General features: G+C 70.9%; 18 protein-coding genes, 1 tRNA gene and 1 pseudogene. 12 read left to right on the top strand and 8 right to left on the bottom strand.

The window, feature by feature from the left end:
- Positions 1 to 281: 281 nt before the first annotated feature.
- The 3 genes and pseudogenes from YWW_RS0114215 to YWW_RS0114205 form a co-directional block, all read right to left on the bottom strand.
- Positions 282 to 1,031: pseudogene (locus YWW_RS0114215) on the bottom strand (succinate dehydrogenase/fumarate reductase iron-sulfur subunit); the annotation flags it as partial.
- A complete protein-coding gene (locus tag YWW_RS30450; protein WP_035700899.1) occupies positions 1,028 to 2,950 on the bottom strand; it encodes a fumarate reductase/succinate dehydrogenase flavoprotein subunit in 1,923 nt (640 codons plus the stop codon). The gene YWW_RS30450 and the pseudogene YWW_RS0114215, both read right to left, overlap by 4 nt.
- 14 nt (positions 2,951 to 2,964) lie before the next feature.
- A complete protein-coding gene (locus YWW_RS0114205) occupies positions 2,965 to 3,771 on the bottom strand; it encodes a hypothetical protein (RefSeq protein WP_026930635.1) in 807 nt (268 codons plus the stop codon).
- 208 nt (positions 3,772 to 3,979) lie between these two features.
- On the opposite strand from YWW_RS0114205, the gene mshB reads away from it, so the two are divergent.
- From mshB to YWW_RS0114190, 3 genes are all read left to right on the top strand, one after another.
- Positions 3,980 to 4,861: an N-acetyl-1-D-myo-inositol-2-amino-2-deoxy-alpha-D-glucopyranoside deacetylase gene (gene mshB, locus YWW_RS0114200; protein ID WP_026930634.1), complete on the top strand. Its 882-nt coding sequence runs from the start codon at positions 3,980 to 3,982 to the stop codon at positions 4,859 to 4,861.
- A 73-nt stretch (positions 4,862 to 4,934) separates the two neighbouring features.
- A complete protein-coding gene (locus YWW_RS0114195; protein ID WP_026930633.1) occupies positions 4,935 to 6,725 on the top strand; it encodes a thiamine pyrophosphate-requiring protein in 1,791 nt (596 codons plus the stop codon).
- A 40-nt stretch (positions 6,726 to 6,765) separates the two neighbouring features.
- Positions 6,766 to 7,431, top strand: a complete 666-nt coding sequence (locus YWW_RS0114190; protein WP_026930632.1) for an MgtC/SapB family protein — start codon at positions 6,766 to 6,768, stop codon at positions 7,429 to 7,431.
- A gap of 6 nt (positions 7,432 to 7,437) precedes the next feature.
- Here YWW_RS0114190 and YWW_RS34140 read toward each other — a convergent pair whose 3' ends face one another.
- From YWW_RS34140 to YWW_RS0114175, 3 genes are all read right to left on the bottom strand, one after another.
- Complete coding sequence (locus YWW_RS34140; RefSeq protein ID WP_051325814.1) at positions 7,438 to 8,202, bottom strand: DUF7019 family protein; 765 nt, start codon at positions 8,200 to 8,202, stop codon at positions 7,438 to 7,440.
- 88 nt (positions 8,203 to 8,290) lie between these two features.
- Positions 8,291 to 9,094, bottom strand: coding sequence for an alpha/beta fold hydrolase (locus YWW_RS0114180; RefSeq protein ID WP_026930631.1), 804 nt, complete (start codon positions 9,092 to 9,094; stop codon positions 8,291 to 8,293).
- A gap of 355 nt (positions 9,095 to 9,449) precedes the next feature.
- A tRNA-Arg gene (locus YWW_RS0114175) sits at positions 9,450 to 9,523 on the bottom strand.
- A 398-nt stretch (positions 9,524 to 9,921) separates the two neighbouring features.
- Between YWW_RS0114175 and YWW_RS0114170 the strand changes: the two genes are divergently transcribed.
- Positions 9,922 to 10,932 (top strand): M48 family metallopeptidase, encoded by a 1,011-nt coding sequence (locus YWW_RS0114170; protein ID WP_051325813.1) that lies wholly within the window; start codon positions 9,922 to 9,924, stop codon positions 10,930 to 10,932.
- A gap of 49 nt (positions 10,933 to 10,981) precedes the next feature.
- On the opposite strand, the gene YWW_RS0114165 is transcribed toward YWW_RS0114170, so the two are convergent.
- A complete protein-coding gene (locus YWW_RS0114165) occupies positions 10,982 to 12,322 on the bottom strand; it encodes a dipeptidase (protein ID WP_026930629.1) in 1,341 nt (446 codons plus the stop codon).
- Between the two features lie 36 nt (positions 12,323 to 12,358).
- Between YWW_RS0114165 and YWW_RS30440 the strand changes: the two genes are divergently transcribed.
- Positions 12,359 to 13,126, top strand: a complete 768-nt coding sequence (locus YWW_RS30440) for an SURF1 family cytochrome oxidase biogenesis protein (RefSeq protein ID WP_081687456.1) — start codon at positions 12,359 to 12,361, stop codon at positions 13,124 to 13,126.
- Between the two features lie 93 nt (positions 13,127 to 13,219).
- Positions 13,220 to 14,374 carry an RNA-guided endonuclease InsQ/TnpB family protein gene (locus YWW_RS0114155; RefSeq protein ID WP_026930628.1) on the top strand — a complete coding sequence of 385 codons (1,155 nt, stop codon included), beginning with the start codon at positions 13,220 to 13,222 and terminating at the stop codon, positions 14,372 to 14,374.
- Positions 14,375 to 14,503: 129 nt separating this feature from the next.
- Here the strand turns inward: YWW_RS0114155 and YWW_RS0114150 are convergent, their stop codons facing one another.
- On the bottom strand, positions 14,504 to 16,672 hold the full coding sequence (locus YWW_RS0114150) for a transglycosylase domain-containing protein (protein ID WP_081687455.1): 2,169 nt from the start codon (positions 16,670 to 16,672) through the stop codon (positions 14,504 to 14,506).
- Between the two features lie 217 nt (positions 16,673 to 16,889).
- On the opposite strand from YWW_RS0114150, the gene cobA reads away from it, so the two are divergent.
- The 6 genes from cobA (at position 16,890) to YWW_RS30425 (ending at position 26,589) form a co-directional block, all read left to right on the top strand.
- Positions 16,890 to 18,086: a uroporphyrinogen-III C-methyltransferase gene (gene cobA / locus YWW_RS0114145; RefSeq protein WP_245595428.1), complete on the top strand. Its 1,197-nt coding sequence runs from the start codon at positions 16,890 to 16,892 to the stop codon at positions 18,084 to 18,086.
- Between the two features lie 227 nt (positions 18,087 to 18,313).
- Entirely contained in the window at positions 18,314 to 19,402 is a 1,089-nt protein-coding gene (locus tag YWW_RS30435; protein ID WP_051325810.1) for a DUF1611 domain-containing protein, read from the top strand.
- Positions 19,403 to 19,632: 230 nt separating this feature from the next.
- Positions 19,633 to 22,254: a fibronectin type III domain-containing protein gene (locus YWW_RS34135; RefSeq protein ID WP_155830179.1), complete on the top strand. Its 2,622-nt coding sequence runs from the start codon at positions 19,633 to 19,635 to the stop codon at positions 22,252 to 22,254.
- A 14-nt stretch (positions 22,255 to 22,268) separates the two neighbouring features.
- Positions 22,269 to 23,291, top strand: coding sequence for an AAA family ATPase (locus YWW_RS0114130; protein ID WP_051325808.1), 1,023 nt, complete (start codon positions 22,269 to 22,271; stop codon positions 23,289 to 23,291).
- A complete protein-coding gene (locus YWW_RS0114125) occupies positions 23,288 to 24,463 on the top strand; it encodes a DUF58 domain-containing protein (protein ID WP_035700921.1) in 1,176 nt (391 codons plus the stop codon). Before YWW_RS0114130 ends, YWW_RS0114125 begins: the two co-directional genes overlap by 4 nt.
- On the top strand, positions 24,460 to 26,589 hold the full coding sequence (locus tag YWW_RS30425; protein WP_051325807.1) for a transglutaminase TgpA family protein: 2,130 nt from the start codon (positions 24,460 to 24,462) through the stop codon (positions 26,587 to 26,589). Before YWW_RS0114125 ends, YWW_RS30425 begins: the two co-directional genes overlap by 4 nt.
- Positions 26,590 to 26,607 lie beyond the last annotated feature (18 nt).

The following is a 26,607-nucleotide window of genomic DNA, read 5'->3' as shown; positions in this document are numbered from 1 at the left end:
AGGTGCTCAACTGGGCCCAACGGATCTTTCGCAATCCACTGCCGTTCGACGAGGCGTCGGCGCCGACCTTCGGCTCGGTCCACCTCCTCGTCCAGGAATCGGGCCGGAAGCCGCGCAAGGACCTGGCCGGCATGATGATCGCCGCCATAGCCGTCCGGAACCGACTGCCGCTCTACATCAGGAATCCGCGCGACTTCGAACCGCTGGTCGATGCTGGAGATCCGCGCCGTCTTATCCCGGTCCGCGGCGGGCCCCCGCCGCGGACCGGCTCAGCGCTCCTGCCTGCCCTTGCGGAAGATCTTGCGCCCCAGCCACACCAGCGGGTCGTAGCGGTCGCCCGCCACGCGCTCCTTCATCGGGATGATCCCGTTGTCGGTGATGCGGATGTGCTCGGGGCACACCTCCGTGCAGCACTTGGTGATGTTGCAGTAGCCGAGCCCCTGCTCGTCCTGGGCCAGCTCGCGGCGGTCCGGCCGCGCGTCCAGCGGGTGCATCTCCAGCTCGGCGGCCCTGATGAACAGGCGCGGCCCGGCGAACGGCTCCTTGTTGTCCTCGTGGTCGCGCACCACGTGGCAGGTGTTCTGGCACAGGAAGCACTCGATGCACTTCCTGAACTCCTGGCTGCGCTCCACGTCGACCTGCTGCATCCGGTACTCGCCGGGCTTCAGGTCCGCCGGCGGCGCGAACGCGGGCGTCTCGCGGGCCTTCCGGTAGTTGAACGACACGTCCGTCACGAGGTCCCGCACGACCGGGAAGGTCCGCAGCGGCGTCACCGTCACCGTCTCGCCCTCCTCGAACAGGTTCATCCGCGTCATGCACATCAGCCGCGGCATCCCGTTCACCTCGGCCGAGCACGAGCCGCACTTGCCCGCCTTGCAGTTCCACCGCACCGCCAGGTCCGGGGCCTGCTCGGCCTGGATGCGGTGGACGACGTCGAGGACGACCTCGCCCTCGTTCACCTCGACGTCGAAGTCGGCGAGCTCGCCGCCCTCGTCGTCGCCGCGCCACACTCGGAAGGTTCGCGTGCTCATTCGCCGTCCTCCTGGCCCGCCTCGGACGCCTCGGCGCCCTCCGCGGTCTGGTATTCCTCGGGGGTCATGTACTTGGCCAGCTCGCCGGTCTCGAACAGCGACAACAGCTCCGGCGGCATCGCGGGCACCGCCTGGCGCCGCAGCCGCACCTCGCCGCCCGCGAGCGTGGAGACCAGGTTCGTCTTGCGCCACTGCGGGTCCATGCCGGGCGCGTCCTCACGGGTGTGGCCGCCCCTGGACTCGTCGCGCTCCAGCGCGGCCTTCGCGGTGGCCACGGAGCACAGCAGCATGTTCTGGAGGTCCAGCGCCAGATGCCAGCCGGGGTTGTAGGCCCGGCCGCCGGTGGCGGCGACGTTCGCGATCCTGGGGCGCAGCGACTCGAGTTCGACCAGCGCCTCCTCGAGTTCCCCGGCGCGCCTGATGATCCCGACCAGGCGCCCGTTCACCGCCTGGAGCTCGGCCTGGAGCTCGTACGGGTTCTCGCCGTCGCCCGCGAAGGGCCGCAGCGCGTTCGCCGCGGCGGCCTCGAGCTCGTCGTCGCCGATCGTGGCCGGCTCGGACCGCTCGGCGTGCGCGGCCGCGTACTCCCCGGCCCGCTTGCCGAAGACGAGGAGGTCCGACAGCGAGTTGCCGCCCAGGCGGTTCGAGCCGTGCATCCCGCCGGAGACCTCGCCCGCGGCGAACAGGCCGGCCACCGCGGAGGCGGCGGTGTCGGCGTCGACCTCGACCCCGCCCATGATGTAGTGGCAGGTCGGGCCCACCTCCATCGGCTCGCTCGTGATGTCGACGTCGGCGAGCTCCTTGAACTGGTGGTGCATGGACGGCAGCTTCTTGGTGATGTACTCGGCGTCCCGCCGGGAGGCGATGTCGAGGTAGACCCCGCCGTGCTCGGTGCCCCGACCGGCCTTGACCTCCGAGTTGATCGCCCGCGCCACCTCGTCGCGCGGCAGGAGCTCGGGCGGTCGCCGGTTGTTGTCGGGGTCGGTGTACCAGCGGTCGGCCTCCTCGGCGCTGTCGGCGTACTGCGCCTTGAACACCTCGGGGATGTAGTCGAACATGAACCGCCTGCCCTCGGAGTTGGTGAGGACGCCGCCGTCGCCGCGCACCGACTCGGTGACGAGGATGCCGCGCACCGACGGCGGCCAGACCATCCCGGTGGGGTGGAACTGGATGAACTCCATGTTGATGAGCGCCGCGCCCGCGCGCAGCGCGAGCGCGTGTCCGTCCCCGGTGTACTCCCACGAGTTCGAGGTGACCTTGAAGGAGCGGCCGATGCCGCCGGTCGCCAGGACGACCGCGGGCGATGCGATCGCGAGGAACCGCCCGGTGTCCCTGCGGTAACCGAAGGCGCCGTGGACCGCGCCGCCGGAGACGAACAGCTCGGTGATCGTCGTCTCGTCGATCACGCGCAGCCCGTCCTCGAAGCCGCCGCCCGCGGCGGCGTCGTCCTGCTGGAGCGAGACGAGCTTCTGCTGGAGGGTGCGGATCAGCTCCAGGCCGGTCCGGTCGCCCACGTGCGCGAGGCGCGGGTACTCGTGGCCGCCGAAGTTGCGCTGGCTGATCTTCCCGTCGGGGGTGCGGTCGAACAGCGCGCCGTAGGTCTCCAGCTCCCAGATCCGGTCGGGCGCCTCCTTGGCGTGCAGCTCGGCCATCCGGTAGTTGTTGAGGAACTTGCCGCCCCGCAGCGTGTCGCGGAAGTGGACCTGCCAGTTGTCGCGGGAGTTGACGTTGCCCATCGCCGCCGCGGCGCCGCCCTCGGCCATCACGGTGTGGGCCTTGCCGAACAGCGACTTGGAGATGACGATGACGCGCTTGCCCGCCAGGCGGGCCTCGACGGCGGCCCGCAGGCCGGCGCCGCCGGCGCCGATGATGAGGACGTCGCAGGCGAGGCGTTCGACTTCGTTGGCGGTTTCGCTCATTGCTTGCCTGTCTTCTAGTTGATGAAGCGGAGGTCGTCGATCCAGCCGGCCGCGACCGCCATGACGTAGAAGTCGGTCAGCGCCAGCGAGGCGAGGGTGATCCAGGCCCACATCATGTGGCGGTTGTTCAGGGTGCTCGCCACCGTCCACAGCCGGTAGCGCACCGGGTGCTTCGAGAAGTGCCGCAGCCGCCCGCCCATGATGTGGCGGCACGAGTGGCACCCGAAGGTGTAGCACCACAGGAAGACCACGTTGGCCAGCAGCACCAGGTTCCCCAGGCCGAAGCCGAATCCCGAGGGGGAGTGGAAGGCCAGAATCGCGTCCCAGGTGTTGATGATCGAGATCAGGAAGGCCGCGTAGAAGAAGTAGCGGTGCAGGTTCTGCCCGATGAGGGGGAAGCGGGTCTCACCGGTGTACTTGGCGTGGCCGTCGGGGACGGCGCAGGCGGGCGGGGAGAGCCAGAACGAGCGGTAGTAGGCCTTGCGGTAGTAGTAGCAGGTCAGCCGGAACGCCAGCAGGAACGGCAGGCTCAGCGCCGCGTAGGGGATGAGCGGGTGGTCCGGCAGGAACCGTCCGAAGTGGGCCGATTCGGGGACGCAGCCCTCCGAGACGCACGGGGAGTAGAACGGCGTCAGGTAGTGGTAGTCGGCCACCCAGTAGTCGCCCTGGTAGAACACGCGGAAGGTCGCGTAGGCGACCCACGCGGTGAGGCCGAGGACGGTGAGCACCGGGACGCGCATCCACTTGTCGGTCCTGAAGGTGCGCGTGGCTATCGCGGCGCGCGGCGGTGAGGAGACGGACGTGTCGTCGGTGGTGGTCATCGGCGCCCCTTCGCGCGGAAATACCGGACAGCGCGGGCTTGAGTGCTCGCTCAGCGCAGGATAGCGTCATAGTTCGACGCTCAGGACATGGGGTTGATCACAATAGCGAGCAACTTTCTCAATCGATCGGTAGCGTTCATGGGTTTCACTGTGGCGCGTGTGGTCCCTGTGGCCTCGTGATGCCGCCTCGCGCCGCTACCCTTGGCGCATGACCGAACGCGGCATCCTCTTCGTCCACGCCCACCCCGACGACGAGACCGTCGGCACCGGCGGCACCCTCGCCCACTACGCGGCCCGGCCCGACGCCCGCGTCACGGTCGTCACCTGCACCCTCGGCGAGGAGGGCGAGGTCCGCGTCCCCGAGCTCGCCATGCTCGCCGCCGCCGAGGCCGACCAGCTCGGCGGGTTCCGCTACTGGGAGTACCGCCACGCCACCGAGGCCCTCGGCGTGAGCGACACCGTCTTCCTCGGCGGCGTCGGCCGCTGGAGGGACTCGGGCATGATGGGCCTGCCCTCGAACGACCACCCGCGCGCGTTCTGGCGCGCCGACGTCGACGAGGCCGCCGCGCAGCTCGTCCCGGTCATCCGCGACCGGCGCCCCGAAGTCCTGGTCACCTACGACCCCGACGGCTTCTACGGCCATCCCGACCACATCCAGGCCCACCGCGTCGCCATGCGCGCCGCCGAACTCGCCGCCGACCCCGCCTGGCGGCCCGAGCTCGGCGAGGCCCACGAGGCCCGCAAGCTGTACTGGACCACCGTGCCCAGGAGCGTCCTCGTCGAGCACTTCGAGGCCTTCGCCGGATCCACCGACAATCCCTTCGAAGGCGCCGCCTCCGTCGAGGAGCTGCCCTTCGGCGCCGCCGACGACGAGGTCGACGCCTGCATCAGCGGCGACCTGGCCGCCGCCGAGCGCAAGATGGCCGCCATGCGCGCCTACCCCACCCAGATCGCCGAGGGCGACTGGCTCACCGTGCTCGGCGAGCGCCTCGGCGCCGAGGCGGCGGGCGCCGAGCACTACCGGCTCGTCAAGGGCCCGAGAGGCCCGGGCACCGGCCCCAACGGCTGGGAGGACGACCTCCTCGCCTGAGGCGAACGAGGATTGAGCGCGCCGCGGGCGGGTAACCGACCGTCCCGCACGCAGCGATCCAGGGAGGCCCGCCATGGCCGCGACAGTCGGCGACTACATCCTCCAGAGGCTCCGCGAATGGGGCGTCGAACAGGTCTTCGGCTATCCGGGGGACGGCATCAACGGCATCATCGCCTCCTTCGGCAAAGCCGACAACCAGCCCAGGTTCGTCCAGTCCCGGCACGAGGAGATGGCCGCGTTCGAGGCCGTCGGCTACGCCAAGTTCTCCGGCCGCACCGGCGTCTGCGTCGCCACCTCGGGGCCCGGCGCTATCCACCTCCTCAACGGGCTCTACGACGCCAAACTCGACCACGTGCCCGTGGTCGCCATCGTCGGCCAGACCTCCCGCAGCGCCATGGGCGGCGGCTACCAGCAGGAGGTCGACCTCCAGGCCCTGTTCAAGGACGTCGCCTCCGAGTACCTCGCCGAGGTCAACGTCTCCGAGCAGCTGCCCATCGCGCTCGACCGGGCCTTCCGCACCGCCGAGGCCCACCGGGCCCCGACCGCCGTCATCGTCCCCGCCGACGTCCAGGAAGAGCCGTACCACCCGCCCGGGCACGAGTTCAAGCAGGTGCCCTCCTCCGAACCGGGGCACGAGCACGCCCGCGTCAACCCCGACGAAGCGGACCTCGACCGCGCCGCCGAGATCCTCAACGCCGGCGAGAAGATCGCCGTCCTCGCAGGTCAAGGAGCCAGGGGCGCCGCCGAGGAGCTCAAGCTCCTCGCCGAGGCCACCGGCGCGGGCATCGCCAAGGCCCTGCTCGGCAAGGACGTCCTGCCCGACGACCTGCCCTACGTCACCGGCTCGATCGGCCTGCTCGGCACCCGCCCCAGCTACGAGCTCATGCGCGACTGCGACACGCTCCTCATCGTCGGCTCCAACATGCCCTACAGCCAGTTCCTGCCCGAGTTCGGGCAGGCCAAGGCCGTCCAGATCGACCTCGACGGCGCCTGGATCGGGATGCGCTACCCGACGGAGGTCAACCTCGTCGGCGACGCGAAGTCCACCCTCGCCGCGCTCCTGCCCAAGCTCGACCGCCGCCCCAGGCGGCGCTGGCGGGAGGACGTCGAGAAGAACGTCGCCGACTGGTGGGACACCCTCGAGCAGCAGGCCATGCTCGACGCCGAACCGGTCAACCCGATGCGGATCGTCCACGAGCTGTCCTTGAAGATCCCCGAGGACGCCGTCGTCACCGCCGACTCGGGCTCGTTGACCAACTGGTACGCCCGCAACCTCAAGATGCGCGGCACCATGCGCGGGTCCCTGTCCGGCACGCTCGCCACCATGGGCTGCGCCGTGCCGTACGCGATCGGCGCCAAGTTCGCCTTCCCGGACCGGCCCGCGGTCGCCCTCGTCGGCGACGGCGCCATGCAGATGAACGGCCTCGCCGAGCTCATCACCGCCGGCCGCTACCGGAAGCTGTGGGGCGACCCGCGCCTGGTCGTGTGCGTGTTCAACAACGGCGACCTCAACCAGGTCACCTGGGAGCTGCGGGCCATGGGCGGCGCGCCCAAGTTCGAGGAGTCGCAGTCCCTCCCGCAGATCTCCTACGCGGACTTCGCGATCGCCGTCGGCCTCGAAGGGATCGCCGTCGACGACCCGGCCGAGCTCGCCGGCGCCTGGGAGCGGGCCTTCGCGGCCGACAAGCCCGTCGTCGTCGACGTCCGATGCGACCCGTCCGTGCCGCCGATCCCGCCGCACGCCACCCTCTCGCAGATCAAATCGACCACCGAAGCCCTGCTCAAGGGCGACCCCGACGCCTGGCACGTGTTCATCCAGGGCGCCAAGACCAAGGCCCGTGAGATGATGCCGGGCGGACGCTAGGGACACGGGCACCCCCGCCCGAGACGCATGAAAGGTACATATGGGCTTCTGGGAACAGCTCGGCCTGCTCGCACTGGCCATGCTCCTGGGCATTCTGGTGGGCGCCGAGCGCGAATACCAGGGCAAGGCCGCGGGCATGCGCACGCACGCGCTCATCGCCGTCGGCGCGGCCCTGTTCGTCACCGCCGGGCGCTTCGGCTTCGCCGAGGTCCCCGAGGGCACCCCCGGCGTCGACCCGGCCCGCATCGCCGCCCAAGTGGTGGCCGGCGTCGGCTTCCTCGGCGCGGGCGTGATCTTCATCCAGCGCAACCTCGTGATGGGAATGACCACGGCCGCCTCCATCTGGGGGACCACCGCCATCGGCATCGCCTGCGCCGCAGGGCTCCCGGCCATCGCGATCGCCGTGACGGCCATGCAGCTGATCGTCGTCGTCAGCCTCAACCCGGTCGAGCGGATCATCGCCAAGCACGCCCAGCACTCGGGGAAGCTGCACCTCGTCTACACCTCGACCGGCGCGCTCACCGAGGCCCTGTCCACCTGCACCGCGCAGGGCTTCGACGTCAGCGAGATCAGCACCGAGCGCGACCACGACAACGGCGAGCGCAGCACCACCCTGACCCTGCGCGGCAGGGGAGCGGTGGCCGACCTGACCTCCCTGCTGACCAAGAAGGACGGAGTAGTGGGCGTCACCTTCGAAGAGCTCTGAGCGTCGTCAGCCGGCAGGCCCTGCGGCGTCCTGATCCCCGGGACGGCCCCGTGCGACGTACAAGGGGGTCGCCAGCACCGCGGGACGGCGGGGGTCCGTCACCAGCGGGATCGCCAGGAACTCGATCCATTCGGCCGGTCCGGTCGGGTCGATGAGGTCCGCCGCGTGGCGCAGGGCGTGCTCGGGCGGGTCGTGCGCTGCCGCCTGGTCCTCGGATCCGACTGGCCCGGGGTCGGAACGCAGGGCGTTCCATCGGTGGAACGCGGCGGGAGTGCCCTCCATGTGCCGCGAGATGACCGCCATGATGTTCGGCGTCGCCGAATGGGCGGTCAGATCCGTGTTCTCCGGTGAGGGCTGCTCCCCGAGCACATGCCGACGCGAACCGGCCAGCATTACGACGTGCCCTCCGCTCTCGCCTCGGAAGAAGACCGTGTTGCGGCCTCGCGTGGGCCCGTCGAAGTCCTCGCCGTCGTGGAACCAGCCCCATCGCGCCGCGATGGTGCCGCGGAAGAACTCGGCCCCGGGGGAGTCGACGGTGCCGACCCGGTGGTGCCGCTCGATGAACCGCTCGACCAACCGCAGCTTCGCGGTCCTGGCAGGTGCGGCGTTGTCGGCCCCGCGCAGTCGCAGGCCGGCGAGCTTCAAGTCGACGTCGACCTCGGCGCTCAGTCTGCGCCGCTGCCTCGGATCAATCTGGTCGAACAGCATGTCGAGCTTGGTGTCGGAGATGTACAGGTAATAGCGCAGTGCGGGGCGCTTACGGCGGAACATGCAGCTCCTCGATCCGTGCGGGGGTGCCACCCGATGCTACTGGAGGTGGCGCCCCCGCGGGGCGGGTCCATGAGGCCGCCGAATCGCCCTAGCCGCGCTTCGCGCCGACGGTGGCGGCCTGGCGGGTCGCGTCGGCGATGGCGCGGAAGTCCTTGCGGAGGATCGCGCCGTGGTTGCTGGGGACCTTCGCGGCGAGCTCGATGTTCGGGTTGCGGGCGGTCACGCCCGCCAGGCTGGTGCGGATCCGCTCCTGCTCCTCGCCCTTGCTGCCGAGCGAGGTGCCCGAGGCGACCACGTACCGGGTGGGGACCCCGATGGCGTCCAGGACCGGGCCGAGCGTGTCCGCGCGGGAGCGCCAGCCGAGCTCGATGTTGCTCTCGGCCTGCTCCTCGGCGTTGAGGCGCGGCGTCAGGCCGGTCGGGCGCAGCAGCGCCATGACCGGGCGCATCCGCTTGAACAGCGTGCGGATCCGCCGCTCCATGGCCTCGTCCATCCAGTCGTACGGGAAGCAGCCGTCGACCAGGACCGTGCCGATGGCGCGTGCGGGGTTGCGGTGGGTCCAGTGGGCGGCGACGACCGCGCCGTAGGACCAGCCGACGACCACGGCCCGCTCCACGCCGCGGGCGGCGAGGACGGCGTCCACGTCGCGGACCGCGGCCTCCAGGGAATAGTCCGAGGAGGTCTTGGACTTGCGGCCGCGGCCGCGCTCGTCGAAGGTGATGTGGCGCCACTGCGGGCCGAGCTCGGCGATGGTCTTGCGCCAGTAGCCCTGGGTGGCGAACTGGCCGTTGAGGTAGATGATCGCGGTGCCGTCGCCGCCGGTGTCGGTGCAGGCCAGGGCGGTGTCCTCGGTCGGGATCAGGCCGGTCCAGGGGGCGGTACGAGCAGTCATGGTTCGCTTCCTTCATCGTCGTGTCGCGGGGACGTCCCCCGCTCATGACGACAACACTCGCCCCCGGTCCTGACGCGGCCCTGTCACGACCCTGACACCGCCACAGGCACCGCCCTCAGCCTCGACGACCGCCTGCGAGCCGCCCGCTTTGTCTTCGTCGATCGCTCGTTCGGCGATCTCACGCCGGAGGCAGCCGTTCCACGTCGCGGCGAAGCGACGGTCTCCCCGGGGACCTGCCGGTCTGATTCGCGTATGTAAGAGGTCGCAGCCGGCCCTGTCGGACGTCCTGATCGTCAGTGCGCGCCGAGCGCGGACATCGTGGCGAGAATACGGCCTCTGAACTGGGAAGACAGGGCGCGCCAGGCAGGATTCGAACCTGCGACCGTCGGATTAGAAGTCCGGTGCTCTATCCAGCTGAGCTACTGGCGCCCGGCGGGCTCGTGATTCGGACGCCACGCCAGCGCAAGAATACCTGCCGGTAGCAGGCACACGGATACGGGGCGTCGGAAGAACACCCCAAATGATTCTTCTCGACGCCCCGGAATTGCTGACCCAAGTCAATGAGTAGTCCCCCTGCAAGCGAGTGTCAAGCGCCGTGCCGCGTGTTGTCGCCAAGTTGTTACCAAGACCTAAGTGGGGAGTCGTCCGAGACCGCTTGCCGACCGCTTGCGGCCCTTGGCGAGCCGGAACGCGTCCCACACCGGTGGAGTCGCGACCCCCGCTCGCGCCAACGGCTTCGGTTGAGGCGTGAGGCGGCTCGGCGGCGGCGGGCCGCCGAGTGGGGGCTTTGTGTCACACTGGCCTCAGACGATCTGTGAGGAGCGGGCATGTCCGACCAGCAGCCATCCACGCCCAGCGGCGGTCCAGTCGAGCCACGCGAGTCGCCCCGAGAACCGGTGGTCTTGCGCGGCATCTCCACTCGGGCCTGGGAGCACCCGGCGGACCGGGGCGCCCTGGTCGCCCTCCGCGAACTGCGCGGTTTCGACATCGTGCTCCGCAAGCTCTCCGGCCTGGTCTCCGAGCGGGCCCTGCGCCTGACCTTCCTCGGCTCGGCCATCCGCGTCGACCGCCACCAGTACGCGCGCGTCCACGAGGCCTATCTCGGCGTCGCCGCCACGCTCGACGCCGAAGGCGAGCTGCCCGAGCTCTACATCACCCGCAACCCCGACCTCGGCGGGATGTGCATCGGCATCGACAAGCCGATCATCGTCGTCAACTCCGGGTCGCTCGACGTCCTCGACGAGACCGAGCTGCGGTTCCTGCTCGCCCACGAGCTCGGCCACGCCCTGTCCGGGCACGGCCTGTACCGCACGCTGCTGATGGTGCTGCTGCGCCTGACCACCTCGGTCGCGTGGATCCCCGTCGGCGTCGTCGGCCTGCGCGTCATCACCGCCGCCCTGTCCGAGTGGAGCCGCAAGTCCGAGCTCTCGGCCGACCGCGCCGGCACGCTCGCCGTCCAGGACCCCGCCGCCGCGATCCGCGTCATGGCCAAGATGGCCGGCGGCGGCGACCTGTCCGACGTGGACACCGCCGCGTTCCTGGAGCAGGCCAAGGAGTTCGAGACCGGCGGCGACCTGCGCGACAGCTTCCTCAAGCTCATGCTGCTCGAACAGCGCAGCCACGACTTCTCGGTGGCCCGCGCCGCCGCCCTCAAGCACTGGATCGACGAGGGCGAGTACCGCGACTACCTGGCCGGGAACTACCCGAGGCGGGACGGCGACGCCGACGCCTCCATCTCCGAAGAGGCCAGGGCCGCGGCCAAGTCCTACAAGGACGTCTTCGAGACCTCCGGCGACCCGCTCGCCAAGCTGCTGCGCAAACTGCGCGACAGCTTCTGAGCCGACGCTCCGGGCTCCGCGGCGCAGCGCCCCGCGGAGCCCTCGCCGTTCAGCGCCGGAGCCGCTCCAGCAGCAGCGCCTCGGCCACGCAGACCCGCTCGAACATCTCCAGATCCAGCGACTCGTTGGGCCCGTGCGGGTTCGACAGCTGATCCTCCACACCGGTCACCAGGATCGCCGCCTCGGGGAACAGCTCCTGGAACGTGGCGATCATCGGGATGGAGCCGCCGATGCCGATCTCGACCGGCTCGGTCCCGTCCCACGCCTCGGCGAACGCCGCCCGGGCCGCGTCGAACACCGGCCCGGTCGAGTCGATCACGCACGGGTCGCCGACGCCCGCCTCGGGGACGATCCGCACCTCGGCACCCCACGGCGCGTGCGCCTCGAAATGGGCCCGGACCGCTTTGAGCGCGTTCGCGGCGCTGTCGCCGGGTGCCAGCCGGAACGACACCTTCGCGCGCGCCGTCGGCTGGAGCGCGTTCGCCGCTTCGGCCGCGCCCGGGCAGTCGACGCCCAGCACCGTCGCGGTCGGCTTCGTCCACAGCCGGTCGGTCAGTCGCCCGGTCCCGATGAACTCGGCGCCCTCCAGCATCCCGGCCTCGGCGCGCAGCTTCACCTCGTCGTAGTCCAGCTCGGCGGCCTCGCCCGAGACCAGGCCGTCGACGGCCACGTCGCCGTGCTCGTCGTGGAGCGTCGCCAGCAGGCGGCACAGCGCGGTGAGCGCGTCGGGCACCGCCCCGCCGTAGACCCCGGAGTGGACCGCGCCCCGCAGCAGCACCGTCTCCACGTAGACGTTGATCACCCCGCGCAGGGACGTGGTGAGCGCGGGGACCTCGGTGCGCCAGTTCGTCGAGTCGGCGATGACCACGACGTCGGCGGCGAGCTCGGCGCGGTGCTCGCGCAGCAGTGCCTCCAGCGTGGGGGAGCCGAACTCCTCCTCGCCTTCGATGAGGAGCTTCACGCCCACCGGCGGCTCCCCGCCGTAGGCCCGCAGCGCCGCGAGGTGCGCCATGACGCCCGCCTTGTCGTCGGCGACGCCGCGCCCGTACAGGCGCCCGTCGCGCTCGACCGGCTCGAACGGGTCGTCCTGGATCCACAGCGCCGGGTCCCCGACCGGCTGGACGTCCTGGTGGGCGTACAGCAGCACCGTCGGCTGCCCGGCCGGCGCCGGGAAGTGCGCCAGCACGCTCGGCTGCCCGCCCGGGCGGCTGATCTGCCTGACCTCGCCGGCCCCCGCCTCGGTCAGGAGCCGCTGCACCTCGTCGGCGCCCCGGCGGACCGGCTCGTGGTCGACGCCGTCGAAGGCGATCGCAGGAATCCGCACCAGCTGCTCCAGGTCGGCGCGCACGCCGGGCATCGCGGCGCGCACCGCATTCACGACATCACTCATGAGCCGTAATGATAGGTCGGGTCTAGACTCGGCGGCGTGTTGGAGCGATTTCGGTTCTTGGCCTCCGCTCGCTGGCTGGGGCTCACCGCGGCCGCGGTCTGCGCGGTGGTGGTGTGCGCGCTGCTGTCCCAGTGGCAGTGGGGCCGCGCCGAGCAGCGCGCCGAGGCCAACGCCCGGATCGAGGCGGCCGGCGATCCGGCTCCGCTTGACGAGGTGCTGGCGGCCGGGGCCGGGCTCGACGAGGACGACCGCTGGACGCTCGTCGAGGTCACCGGCACCTACGACACCGCGAACGAGATCGTCCTGCGGGCCCGCACCAACGACGGCGTCAACGGCTTCGAGATCGTCAGCCCCCTGATCCTCGACGACGGCACCGCGCTGCTGGTGAACCGCGGCTTCGTCGGCGGCTCCGGTTCGGTGCCCGCGTACCCCGCGGCGCCCGAGGGCGAGGTCACCGTCGTCGGCCGCGTCTACGAGAGCGAGCCCTCAGGCGGCGCGGTCACCACCGAGGACGAGTACCTGCTGGGGCGGCGCCTCAACCTCGAGCAGATCGGCGCGCACCTCGACTACGAGCTGCGGGGCGCGTGGATCGCCGAGCTCGAACCGGCCGAGGGCTTCCAGCCGCTCCAGACGCCCTCGTTCCGCGCCTGGCAGAACTACTCCTACGCCGTCCAGTGGGCGCTGTTCGCCGTGATGATGCCGGTCGGCTGGGTCGTCCTGGTCCGCCGCGAACTGCGCGAAGACGCCGAGGCGGACGAGGACGAGGTACTTCCTCCCCCGCTTGGAGAGGGCCCTTCCTTTTAGAGAGTCGGGGGAGCAGGGCGATTGCCTGCTCGTGATCCCGCGAAGCGGGACTGGGAGGACAGGATTGTCGTACCCGTTCTTTACGGTTTTGGTGTGCATCTTCGGTACGCCTTCCGGGTCTACCCGACGCGCCCGCAGCGGCAGTTGCTCGCGCGGACGTTCGGGTGTGTGCGCACCGTCTACAACGATGCGGTAGCGGCCAGGAAGTCCGCGCACCGTGAGGGCCTGCCCTACCCGACCACTGCCGAGCTGGACAAGCGGCTCATAACCGCCGCGAAGCAGACTCCAGAGCGGTCGTGGCTTGCGCAAGTGTCGACGGTGCCGTTGCAGCAAGCTCTGCGTGACTGCCATGCCGCCTACAAGAACTTCTTCGACTCGCTGCGCGGTAGGCGGAACGGCACGAAGGTGGGGCCGCCTCGGTTCAAGCGCCGCTCGAACACCCAGACCGCCAGGTACACCCGCAACGGCTTCCGACTCAAGGGCAACGGGCGGCTCTCTATCGCGAAGGTCGGCGACCTCAAGGTCGCTTGGTCTCGCGAGCTCCCGGTCAAGCCCAGTTCGGTGACCATCGTCAAGACTGCTGCGGGTAGGTACTACGCCTCTTTCGTGGTGGCCGTCGATGACGAGGCAGACTTGCTGGAACCGCTTGCGATCCCTGAGGCGGAGACCGGGATCGATCTCGGGCTCAAGAGCTTCGCGGTTCTGCGCGGTGGCAAGACCATCGCCTCGCCCAAGTTCTTCCGCGCCATGGAGCGAAAACTCAAGAAAGCACAGCGGGCGCTGTCGCGCAAGCGGAAGGGATCGGCTAACCGGGCCAAAGCCCGGATCGCCGTGGCGAAGATTCATGAGAAGACCAAGGCGAAGCGGGACGACTGGCTCAACAAGCAGGTCAAGATAATCATCGGCGAGAACCAAGCCGTGTATGTCGAAGACCTTAATGTCAAGGGCCTGTCTCAAGGCCGGATCGCGAAGTCGGTCCACGATACCGCGTTCGGGATGTTTCTGGCGCGGCTGGAATCCAAAGCGGCCCGCGCGGGTCGCACGTTCGTCAAGGTCGACCGGTTCTTTCCGTCCACCCAGTTGTGCTCAGCCTGTGGTGCGCTGACCGGCCCCAAGGGTCTGGACGGCCTCAGAGTGCGCCAGTGGTCGTGCGGGTGCGGGGCCGAGCATGACCGGGACGTGAACGCCGAGATCAACATCCGCCGCGAAGGCGAGCGGCTGGTCGCCGAGGGACATGCGGAGACCTGAAACGCCTGTGGAGGGCCGGTAAGACCGGGGAAACCCGGCGCGGTCCGTCGAAACAGGAACCCACCCGTAGCCGGGCCGCATACGCGGACCNCAAGCCGGGAATCCCCTGCCTACAAGCGGGGGAGGATGTCAATTCCCCTGGATCTCCGCCGACGGCGGCGTGAACTCCTCCACCGGTTCGCCCTCCAGCGCCTCCTTGAGGATCGTGCCGACCGTCTCCTTCGAGACCGCCGAGTTCGACGCCCCCACCGGGTTGAAGGTGTAGTCCGGGTCGGCCATGAACGCGCCGACCGTCAACTGCGGCGTGTAGCCCAGGAACCACGAGGCCCGGTCGCCGTCGGTCGTACCGGACTTGCCGGCCACGGGCCGGTCCACGATCTCCCCGACCACCGCGGACGTGCCCCACTCGCCGCACTGCGCGCCCCGGCGCGCCTGCTCGGTCACGCACCGGCCCGCGTCGGTGGCCGCGCGCGCGATGTCCTCGTCCAGTTCCTGGTGGCAGCGCGGCGAGGCCACGTCCAGCTCCTGGCCGTTCGGGTCGATGACCCGCAGCACCGGTATCGGCTCGCAATACTCCCCTTCGGCCGCGAGCGTGTTGAACACGTTCGTCATCTCGATCGGCTGCACGTCGGAGACGCCGAGCGTGAACGGCCCCCAGCCGGCGCGCCGCTCCTCCGAGGCGTAGTACGCGTCGCCCTCGCTGCGCCATTGGAGGCCCATCCGCTCGGCCATCTCCACGGTCTTGTCCGCCCCGACTCTGTCGATCAGTTGCGCGAAGTAGGTGTTGACCGACATGCCGAAGCCCGACCACATGTCGCGGTTGCCCGCCATCGACGCCGAGCCGTTCTTCGGACACCAGTGCCCGCCGCACGCCGTCGTCGAGGACACGAAGCTCGTGGCGACCCGGTTCGGCGAATATATGTCGTAGTCGAGCGTGTAGCCCTCGTCGAGGGCGGCGAGCATCGTGAAGATCTTGAACGTCGAACCGGCCTGGTAGCCGCCGGTCGGCCCGCCGCCCAGCACCGGGTTCACCGTGTTCGGATAGTTGCCCTTCTTGTCGTAGCTCGGATTGGAGTGCGGGCCGTTGTCGGACTGGTCGTAGGAGAACGTCCGGTTCAAGCCGAGCGCCTGGATGCGCCCTGTGCCCGGCTCCATCACCACCGCGCCGTGCGCGAGCGGATTGTCCTGGCCCTTCGCGTCGTTGACCGTGTCGTTGGCCAGTTCCTGGAGGTCCGGGTCGAGCGAGGTGATGACGGTGTAGCCGCCTTGGCGCAGCTCCTTCTCCCGGTCGGCCGGGGTCTCGCCGAAGGCGTCCTGGGCCCGCCACCAGCGCCGGAAGTAGTCGCAGAAGAAGCCGTAGTCGCTGGTGGTGCCCTCGACGCCGATGCACGAGTTCGGCGGGTCGGACGTGTCGAGCTCGATCGGCAGGCCCCGCACCTCCGAGGCGTCCCCTCTGGACAGGTAGTCGACCTCGACCATCCGGTCGAGCACCCAGTTGCGCCGGGTCAGCGCCGCGGACTGGTCCGAGGTGATCGGGTCGTACGACGAGGGCGCCTGCACGAGCGCGGCCAGCATCGCCGCCTCGTGGACCTCCAGCTCCGAAGGATGCTTGGAGAAGTACACCTGGGAGGCTGCGAAGATCCCGTACGCGTTGTGGCCGAAGTAGACCTGGTTGAGGTAGCGCTCGAGGATCTCGTCCTTGCTCAGCTGCTCCTCGACGGCCATCGCGAGCCTGGCCTCGCGCAGCTTCCTCGTCGCGGTCTGCTCGGTGGCCTCGATGACCTCGTCGATCGATTCGGCGTTGAGCTGGAGGGCGCCCCTGACGTACTGCATGGTGATCGTCGAGGCGCCCTGCTCGACCCCGCCGGAGCTCTGGTTGGCGACGGCGGCGCGCATGATGCCGCGGTAGTCGACGCCGTTGTGCTCGTAGAACCGGGAGTCCTCGGCCGCCACGATCGCCTGCTGCATCACCGGCGCGACCTCGTCGAGGGAGACCTCGCGGCGGAACTCGTCGTAGAACAGGCTCACGAGCGTCTCGCCGTCGGCGGCGTACACGTAGGAGGTCAGCGGCGGGTCGGTCTCGGCGACCTCTTCGGAGAGCACGTCGATCGCGTCGAAGCCGGCCTTGGCGCTCAGCCCGGCCATGGCCACCAGCGGGAACACGAGCGCCGCCACCGCCAGCCCGCACAGCAGGCTGGTGCGCAGGAGGGCGTAGGCTCCCTCGGCGTGCGTGCTCGGACCGTCGGTGCCCCCGGAGTCGGCGCCGGACGTGTGCCGCTGGCGGAATCGATCGCGCATCTCTCAAGCCTAGGTCACAACGGCGGCTCAAAGGTGAAAAACCTCACGGTCGTCGGTATCGCTTTCATGAAGGCGCGCATGGCGGTGCGAGCGCCCGCCACTCGCGTCAGATGAGAATCCCTCGCATCACGTAACAGGCTCGCAACGTGCCGGTTAGATGGCCGCGACGAAATCCGCATACCCTTGTCGTCAGCTGCACGTGACGGAGGAGGCAGACGTGTCGGTCTACGAGGTCGGACTGCGACTGGAGGGCAAGGCGGTGCTCGTCGTCGGCGGCGGCACCATCGCCGCCCGCCGCGTCCCCCGCCTGCTCGAGGCCGGCGCGCGCGTCAGGCTCGTCGCCCCGGAGGTCACCACCACCCTCGGCGACTACGCCGAGGCCGGCGAACTCCACTGGGAACGGCGGCCCTGGGCGAGCGGCGACACCGCCGGCGCCTGGTTCGTCCTCGCCGCCACCGACGACCCGGCGGTCAACGCCGCCGTCGCCGCCGAGGCCGAGGCCGACCGCATCTGGTGCGTCCGCGCCGACGACGCCGAGGCGTCCGGCGCCTGGACGCTCGCCCGCGCCGCCTTCGACGGCGTCAGCGTCGCCGTCGCCGCCTCGGGGGACCCCGGCCGCGCCGCCGCCGTCCGCGACGCCGTCGCCGAGCGGCTGCGCTCGGGCGAGATCGACGCGCCCCGCACCCGCGGCGGGCACGCCCCCGGCGTCGCCCTCATCGGCGCCGGCCCCGGCGACGCCGACCTGATCACCCTGCGCGGCCTCGAACTGCTCCGCCAGGCCGAGGTCGTCGTCTCCGACCGCCTCGCCCCCCAGGCGCTGCTCGACCTGCTGGCCGACGACGTCGAGGTCGTCGACGCCGCCAAGCTGCCGTACGGCCGCCACACCACGCAGGAGCAGATCAACGCCGTCATGGTCGAGCGCGCCCTCGCCGGCAGGTTCGTCGTCCGCCTCAAGGGCGGCGACGGCTTCGTCTTCGGCCGCGGCGCCGAAGAGCTCGACGCCTGCATCGAGGCCGGGGTGCCCGTCGAGGTCGTCCCCGGCCTGTCCTCCTCGATCGCCGGGCCCGCCGCCGCGGGCATCAGCGTCACCGAGCGCGGCATCGTCCACGACTTCACCGTCGTCACCGGGCACGTCCCGCCCGGCGACGCGAAGAGCCGCGTCAACTGGGACGCGCTCGCGAAGTCCAACGGCACGCTCGTGCTCCTCATGGCCGTCAAGAACCGCGCCGCGATCGCCGAGGCGCTCATCGCGGGCGGACGCGATGCGGGCAGCCCGGTCCGCGTCGTCGAGAACGCGACGACGAAGAACCAGACCGTGCGCGCCTGCACGCTCGCCGAGCTCGGCTCGAGCGAGGCCCACCACCCGGCCGTGATCGTCATCGGCGCGGTCGCCGGACGCGGCCGGGAACTGTAGTCGCCCCGGATCGGCGCCGTTTCGGCCCTTTCCTTCGACGTGGTCTGGACGCCTTCGCACATTCACCGAATCCGCCCTTTACAAAGCCCGACCGCAGACCGTAATATTCGCTCATCAACAGCGCTGCACTCGCAGCCTGCCACCACGGTCTCGAAATCCGGCCGTTTGTGTCCTTCCATGAACAGGGGCTCTTCAGTCGACCCCTATTAGTCCTATGAGGAGTGTGCATGCGCATTAGCGAATTCCCCCACGATCTGGTGAACCGACTGAAGATCGCCTATACCGTCCGCAACGTCGACCCGGCCGCGCCCGGGCTCACCCTCGTCGACGGATGCGCGCCCCGCCCCGGCAACATCCTCGCCGCCCGGGTGGACGCCATCGGGCACCACAACTGGCTCGAACTCGGATCGGGACGCAAGTCGGTCATCTACCCGGGAGACGAACTGCTCCTGGCCTTCGGTGAGCGCTACGCCCCCGACCAGTACGAGGCCGTGGTGCCGGCCGACCTCACCGCCGTCGACCTGGTCGCCGCGGGCGGCGTCGCCGGGAAGGTCACCGGCCGCCACGCCGACATGGCCCCGCCGACCGCCCTCGAGGCGATCGGGCTGCTCGCCGACCGCGAGGGCGTCCCGCTCGACCTGCGCCGCTACTCCGTGCTCAACCCCTTCGGCCTCGGCGCCCACCCGCCGGTGATCACCGTCGTGGGCACCTCCATGAACGCCGGGAAGAGCACCACCGCCGCCTCGGTCATCCGCGGCCTGAACCGCTCGGGGCACCGCGTCGGCGGCATCAAGGTCACCGGCACCGGCGCGGGCGGCGACCCGTGGATGTTCCGCGACTCCGGGGCCGCCGTGGCCGCCGACTTCACCGACGGCGGCTACGCCACCACCGCCGGAGTCCCGATCCCCGAGCTCGCCGAACTGGCGCAGACGCTGTACCACCACGCCGCCGCCCGCGAAGTGGACGCCGTGGTCATGGAGATCGCCGACGGCATCCTCCAGACCGAGACCTCCGCCCTGCTGGAGTACCCGGTGCTGCGCGAGCTCGTCGACGGCGTCGTCCTCGCCGCCGCCGACGCCGCGGGCGCCCGCTACGGCGCCTACCACCTGCGCGGTCTGGGACTGCCCGTCATCGCCGCGAGCGGCCGCCTCACCCAGTCCGCCCTGGCGGTCAGGGAGGCCGCCGCGGGCATGGACGCCCCGGTGTACACGCCCGCCGAACTCGCGCAGCCCGAGGTCGCCATGTCCCTGCTCCACCTCGCCGGCGCCCGCCGGAACCGCCGCGCCGGCGTCCTCGAAGTCGGCGAAGCCGCATAAACCCTGTCAAGGGCGGCGCGTGCGACGCGCCGCCCGCATAAGGCGGGTCCCACTTCGGGCGACCCGCCACCGAGACCTTCTTGTGACAATGTCAGCCTGGTACAGGTGGCGCGGGCCAATTAGGCTCGACTCCGTGTGTTGACACCTCCGGAGCACTCAGGACCCCCCTGGAGTCGTCTCCCGCGCTCAAGCGCCCTGACCATAGCTGATCCCACAGAGGAACCGCCTCAATGACCACTCTCAACTCCGATGCCCGGCGATTGAACGTCAAGGGCCTCCTCATCGCGGTTGGACTCCCAGTGGTGCTCGTCGGCGCGCTGGTCGCCACGCTCCTCGGCACCGGCGCCTTCAGCCGCGAGAACCAAGGCGAAGACGCGAGCATGTGGCTGTGGACCACCCCCATCGGCGAGATCGCGCGCGTCAACGGGCTCACCGCCGCCACCGACGCCCGCTTCGAAGTCGAGGACGCCGCCGGCAACGCCGTCCAGATCGAGCAGACCGACACCCACCTGCTGCTGCGGAACGTCGCCACCGGCCAGGTCAGCGCCATCGACCTCGCCACCCTCGCGCTCACCGGCTCGGCCGAGACCGTCCCCGGCGAAGGCGTCCGCGTCGCCCTCCACGACGACGGCGCGTTCATCATCGACCAGACGCAGGGCCTGGTCAGCCAGGTCGACCCCGTCACCCTCGCGCAGGTCGGCGAGGCCCTGTCCTTCCCGGCGGGCCTGACCGGCGGCGCCTTCGACTCCGATGGCAAGCTCTGGGTCGGCGTCCCCCGCGAGGGCACCATCGTCCAGATCGAGCCGCGCGACGTCGGCGCCAAGACCGTCGCCACCGAGGTCGTCGCCGAGCCGCGCCAGGAGCTGGCGCTGACCGTCCTCGGCGACGGCGTCGCCGTCCTCAACTCCACCGCGCAGAAGATGACGACGCTGCGCAGCGACGGCAACATGCACGAGACCGAGGTCGAGCTGCTCGGCCCGACCGAGACCGCCGACACCAGCCCCGGTACCGTCGCGGCCGTGACCGTCACCGACCCGCCCTCGGTCATCACCGTCGACGACGACAACGCCCGCCACTTCGACATCGCCGCGGGCTCCTCGCAGCTCCTCGGCGCCTCGCTCGAGTTCCACGAGCGCGTGTACGTCCCCGACGGCGCGGCCGGGGTCGTGTGGGTCTACGACCTGAGCGGCAATGAGATCGACCAGATCGAGATCGACGCCGGCGGCGGCCCGATCGAGCTCTACCACACCGGCGACACCCTGTTCGCCAACGCCGTCAACACCAACAACGCCGTGGTCATCTCCTCCGACGGCGAGGCCCGCCTCGCCCCGAAGGACCGCGACGACATCCTCGGCGGCAACGCTCCGCCCGAGGACGACGGCGAGTCCTCCGGCGACGAGGGCGAGGAAGGCGACGGCGAGGGCGGCCAGGAGGTCGGCCCGCCCGGTGCGGTCACCAACCTGACCGGCACCGTCGGCGACGGCCTGATCAACCTCTCGTGGGACGCCGCCCCGAACAACGGCTCGGCGCTCACCAAGTACGTCATCGAAGGCGCCGGCGACAGCTGGGAGATCTCCCCGGGCCAGCGGGTCCTGGAGGTCGACGGGCTCGAGAACGGCCAGGCCTACACCTTCACCGTGACCGCGCACAACGAGCACGGCGCGGGCGACACGGCCACCTCGCCGTCGATCACGCCCTCGGCCGAGGTCCCCGGCGCGCCGGGAGGCGTCGAAGCCGTCGCCGAGCCCGACGGGACCGTGAAGGTCACCTGGGACGAGGCGGACGGTGAGGGCAACGACATCACCGGCTACCAGGTGGAGGCCGTCACCGGCGGCGGCGAGCGGACGGTCGTCGGCCAGTCCGACGGCACCACCTTCGTGGTGGCCGAGGACCAGCTGTCCTACAACAACGTCCAGTACGCCTTCTCGGTCACGGCCCTGGCCGGCTCGGCGGCGTCCGCGCCGTCGGAGCTGTCGAACTCGGTGAAGCCGTTCAAGGCCCCCGAGGCGCCGACCGACCTGTTGGCCGAGACCAACCCGGACTCGGCCGGCACCATCGACGTCACCTGGAGCCAGCCGGTCAACAACGGTCGCCCGATCGAGCAGTACATCGTGCAGGCGGGAGGCCAGACCGAGGAGGTCTCGGGCGACAAGACGAACGTCAGCATCGACGGCTTCTCCAACGGCCAGCAGGTCGACGTGTCGGTGACGGCGGTCAACGAGGCCGGCGAGTCCGAGCCCGCCACGACCACCTCGAACACGATGGTCGCGCCGACGGTCCAGATCCAGAGCACCTCCTCGACGGCCACCTCGGTCACGGTCAACATGACCTACGACGACGGCGGCGGCAACGTCACCTGCGAGCTGTACCGCGGCAAGGGGCAGGTGGCCTCGGGCTCGTGCGACAGCCTCACCGCGTCCAACCTGATGGCCTCGACCGAGTACTTCTTCCAAGTGAAGATCACGAACCCCGCCGGTTCGGAGACCACGAGCAACAAGGCCGCCTCGACCAAGACGATCAACGGCGAGGTCTTCTTCGGCTGCGACTCGATGAACACCGACTACTGCGATTCGGTCGACGGCGTCGGCATCTACGACAACACTCAGCAGAGCGGGAACGCGCTCACCACCACCAACACCGGTGACCGCTACGCGGCCTATTGCTGGACCACCGGCAAGGAGATCATCCCTCGCGGCACGGAGGGCGACGGCACCCACGATTACCACAAGGGCAAGAACGCGACGAACAAGTGGATCAAGATCGATTACGCCTCCAAGGCGTACATCCCCTTCGCCTGGTTCAACATCGACGGCGTAGGCAAGAACTCGACCGGGGACCTCCCGAAGTGTTAGCAGGAGCGACAACGATGGACACCGAGCAGACCCACCCGTTGCAGGTCCCCAGGGCCGTGCAGCAGCAGGTCACGCTCAACGCCGGGCAGGCCGAGGCGTTCGCCGCCACGTTCGAACGCCTCGCCGCCGCGGTGGACACCGTCGTGCTCGGCAAGCCCGAAGTGGTGCGCCTGGCGCTGACGGCCATGTTCGCCGAGGGCCACATCCTCCTCGAGGACGTGCCCGGCACCGGGAAGACGACGCTGGCCCGCGCGATCGCCTCGGCGGTCTCGGGCCAGTGGCGCCGCATCCAGTTCACCCCGGACCTTCTGCCCTCCGACGTCTCCGGCGTCACGATCTTCAACCAGGCCTCGGGCGGATTCGAGTTCCACCCCGGCCCGGTCTTCGCCAACATCGTCATCGCCGACGAGATCAACCGGGCCAGCCCGAAGACCCAGTCGGCGCTGCTCGAGGTCATGGAGGAGGGCCGCGTGACCGTCGACGGCCACCCGCACCCGGTCCCGTCCCCCTTCATCGTCGTGGCCACCCAGAACCCGGTCGAGATGGACGGCACCTACCGGCTCCCCGAAGCCCAGCTCGACCGCTTCCTGGTGAAGCTGTCGGTCGGCTACCCGGTGGAGGCCGCCGAGATCGAGGTGCTGCGCGGCACCCACCAGCGCTCCCCGGAGAACATCCCGGCCGTCGTCGACACCGACACCGTCGCGCAGATGGCCGAGCTCGCCAAGTACGTCTACATCGCCGAGCCGCTCTACGCCTACCTCGTGCAGCTGGCGAACGCCACCCGCACGCACCCGCAGGTCGCGGTCGGAGTCAGCCCGCGCGGGCTCATCGCGCTGACCAGGGCCGCCGCGGTGTTCGCGCTCTCCCAGGGCCGCACCTACATCATCCCCGAGGACGTCAAGGCCCTGGCGGAGCCGGTGTTCTCGCACCGCATCCAGCTGGCCCCGGACGCGGCCATGCGCGGCGCCACCGGCGCCGGGGTCGTGGCCGAGGTGTTCGAGTCCGTCCCCGTGCCCCTGCCCGCCTCGGCGGCATGAACCGGCTGGACTTCCTCCGGGCCGTCCCCGTGACCGCCCGGGGCGTCGGCCTGGCCCTCGCCGCCGCGGTCCTGCTGTTCGCGGGCTGGCGGTGGAGCTACCCCGAACTGGTCGCGATCGGCGCCGCCGCCGCGCTCGCCTGCGTCGCCGCGGCCAGCGTCATCGCCGCCAGGCCGAGCCTCGACGTCGAGCGCGGCATCGAACCCGACCGCGTCTCGGTCGGGGAGAGCGTCACCGTCGCGCTGCGGGTGACGAACACCGGGCGCTTCAGGGCGGTCAACGCCCGCGCCGTCGACACCTACGGCGGCCCCACGCACGCCACCAGGCGCGTCGCGGTGCCTCTGGCGCGGCTGCGGCCCGGCAAGTCCGCGAACGCGTCCTATCCGATCACCGCCGAGCGGCGCGGCGTCGTCGACGCCGGGCCGCTCGGGATCGGCAAGCGCGACATCCTCGGGCTCGCGGCCACCGCCGGGTCCTTCGGCCCGAGCGCCCGGCTGTGGGTCCACCCCCGGCTGTGGAACCTGGGCCGCACGCCCGACGGGCTGGCGCGGTCGCTGGAGGGCACCGCCGACAAGGTCGAGCAGGGCTCGCTGACGTTCCACTCGCTGCGCGAGTACGTCATCGGCGACGAGCTGCGGCACGTCCACTGGCGCACCTCGGCGCGCATCGGCCAGCTCATGGTCAAAGAGCACGTGGACACCTCGCTGCCGACCGTCGTCATCGCCCTCGACGACCGCCCCGACAGCTGGACGGACCCGGACGCCTTCGAGGCGGCCTGCGAGGCCGCCTACTCGGTCCTGACCGCCTGCTTCCGCGCCGAGTACCACGCCGCGCTCGTGCCCGCCTCCGGCGGCGCCGTCTCGGGCGCCGGGCGCGACGCCTACGGCGACCTGCTCGCCGAGCTCGCCTGCGACGCGAGCGAGTCCCTCGACGCCTACATCGCCCGCCTCACCTCCGGCCGCTTCGGCGACACGCTCGTGTGGATCACCGGCACCGAGCCGCCCACCGCGCGCCTGACGGCCCTCAAGCGCGCCTACCCCGTCGTCATCGCCGTCCACCTCGCCCCGGGCCTGTCCACCTCCGCCTCGCTCGTCGGCGGCCTGCCGTTCCTCAGGGCCGCCGACGGCGAGCAGTTCGCCGCGGCCTGGGACGGCGGAGGCACGTCCCTATGAGGCTGAGCCGCTACCGCTTCCGAGTCGCCGCCGTCGCCGTGTGCCTGACGGCCCTGTGCGTCCTCGCCGGCGTCGTCGCCGCCCGCGTCTACCACGGCGTGATCCTCACCGGCCTGGTCGCGGGCGCCGCCGTCGCGGCCTTCGCCGTCGGCTTCCTGCTGCGCAACAAGCCGTCCTGGCTCTCGGCCGTCGTCTCCTTCTGGGGCCTGGCCGCCTACCTGCTCGGCTCGTTCGCCCTCACCGGCGACGGCACCGAGCCGCTGCCGCAGGTCGTGGTCGACGCGATCGTCAACGCCGTCCCGCGGACCCTCACCGCGCTCATCCCCGTCGAGCCCGCGCCCGACACCGTCGGCGTCCCGGTCTTCCTCACCTGGCTGGCCGCCGGGCTCGCCTGCGAGCTCGCGATCCGCTACGGCCGCACCCTCCTGGGGTGCCTGCCGCCGACGCTGCTGTACGCCGCCGGGCTCTACCTCGTCGGCCCCAACGCCGGGCCCGCGGTCGCCGCCACCGTCGCCTACTGCGTCGTCGCCGGGGCCGCGCTGGCGGTGACCTCGGCGCCGCCGAGCCGGCGGCCCGACAGGGACGCCCAGGTCGACGGCGGCGTTCCCAAGCGCAGCGCGACGCTCATCGGCTCCGTGGTCGGCGCGACCGTCCTGCTCGTGGCGGTGGCCGTGCTCGCGCCGATGGCGACGCGGCTGGTCACCACGAGCCCCGGCGACCCCAGGGAGCTGGTCGAGCCGCCGCAGCTGACCGACATCGACCTCAACCCGCTCGTCCGCATCGGTGAATGGGCCAAATACCCCGAGCAGGAGCTGTTCCTCGCCGAGCTCGACGGCGACGCCACGATGCGCCTGGCCGTCCTCACCGAGTACGACGGCGTCACCTGGCAGGCCGGCGGCGACTTCCGCACCGCCGGCTCGGTCCTGCCCGGCTCCGGCGAGGGCGGCTTCTCCGCCGAGGTCGAGATCATCGAACTGGGCGGCAAGCTCGTGCCCGCCGTCGCCGACCCGGCCACCGTCACCGACATGCAGGTCGCCGTCAACCTCGACACCAGGTGCCTGCTGACGCCCGACGGCCTGGCGACCGGCGACCGCTACACCGTCGGCTCCGATCCGCTCACCGTCGACCCCGCGGGCGCCGAGAACGCCCGCGTCGACCTGTCCGACCAGGTCAGCGTGGCCATTCCACCCGGCACACCGGAGATCATGACGATGATCGCCGAGTACATCACCACCACCTACGACACGCCTCACGCGCGCGCCCAAGGGCTCGCCGACTTCCTGTCCCAGCACTACGCCTTCGACGCCGAGGCGCCCTCGGGCCACGACTACCCGTCTCTCGAGTTCTTCCTCGAGGCCTCCGTCGAGGCCGGAGGGCAGCGCGGCACCAGCGAGCAGTTCGCCGCCGCGTACGCGGTCCTCGCCCGCCTGGTCGGGCTGCCGACCCGCGTCGTGGTCGGCTTCGACGTGCCCGGCGGGGCCTCCACCGTCACCGCCGCCCAGGGCCGGGCCTGGCCGGAGGTCGCCTTCGAAGGGGTCGGCTGGGTCCCGTTCGACCCGATGCCCGCCGCGGGCGTCGCGCCGGTCCCGCCGCAGGAGACCCTCGAGCAGCTCGAGGAGGAGCCCACCGAGGAGCCGGAGGAGTCCCAGGGCGCGGGCGAGGCCGAGGACTACAACGATCCGGCGCTGGAGAACGAGGACGGGGACTTCGACACCGAGGCCGCCGTCGCGGACGAGGGCATTCCCGCCTGGGTGTGGTGGGTCCTCGGCGCGATCGCCCTCGCCTGCGTCCCGCCGGCCCTCAAGGTCCGCCGTCGCCTCAGGCGGCGGCGCAGGCTCCAGCGGGGGACGCCCGCCGAGCGGGTGGCCGGGGCGTGGGCCGAGGTGCTCGGCGCCGCCGCCCGCGCGGGCGTGAAGGTCGGGCCGCACGCCACCGCCGAGGAGGCCGCCGCCCAGGTGTCGACGCTCGAGGCCGGGATCGACGGGCTGCCGGGCCTGGTGAACCAGGCGGCGTTCGCGCCCGGCTCGGTGGACGGGGCCGACGCCGAGGCGGCCGGGCGGATAGCGACCGGTTTCGAACGCCTCACCCGCACGCGTGTCAGACGGTGGAGGCGTTTCTTGACATAGCTTGTGTCCGTTAGTGGT

The organism is Glycomyces tenuis DSM 44171, from assembly GCF_000427885.1.
GTDB lineage: Bacteria > Actinomycetota > Actinomycetes > Mycobacteriales > Micromonosporaceae > Glycomyces > Glycomyces tenuis.
This window is presented reverse-complemented; position numbering and strand designations above follow the sequence as displayed.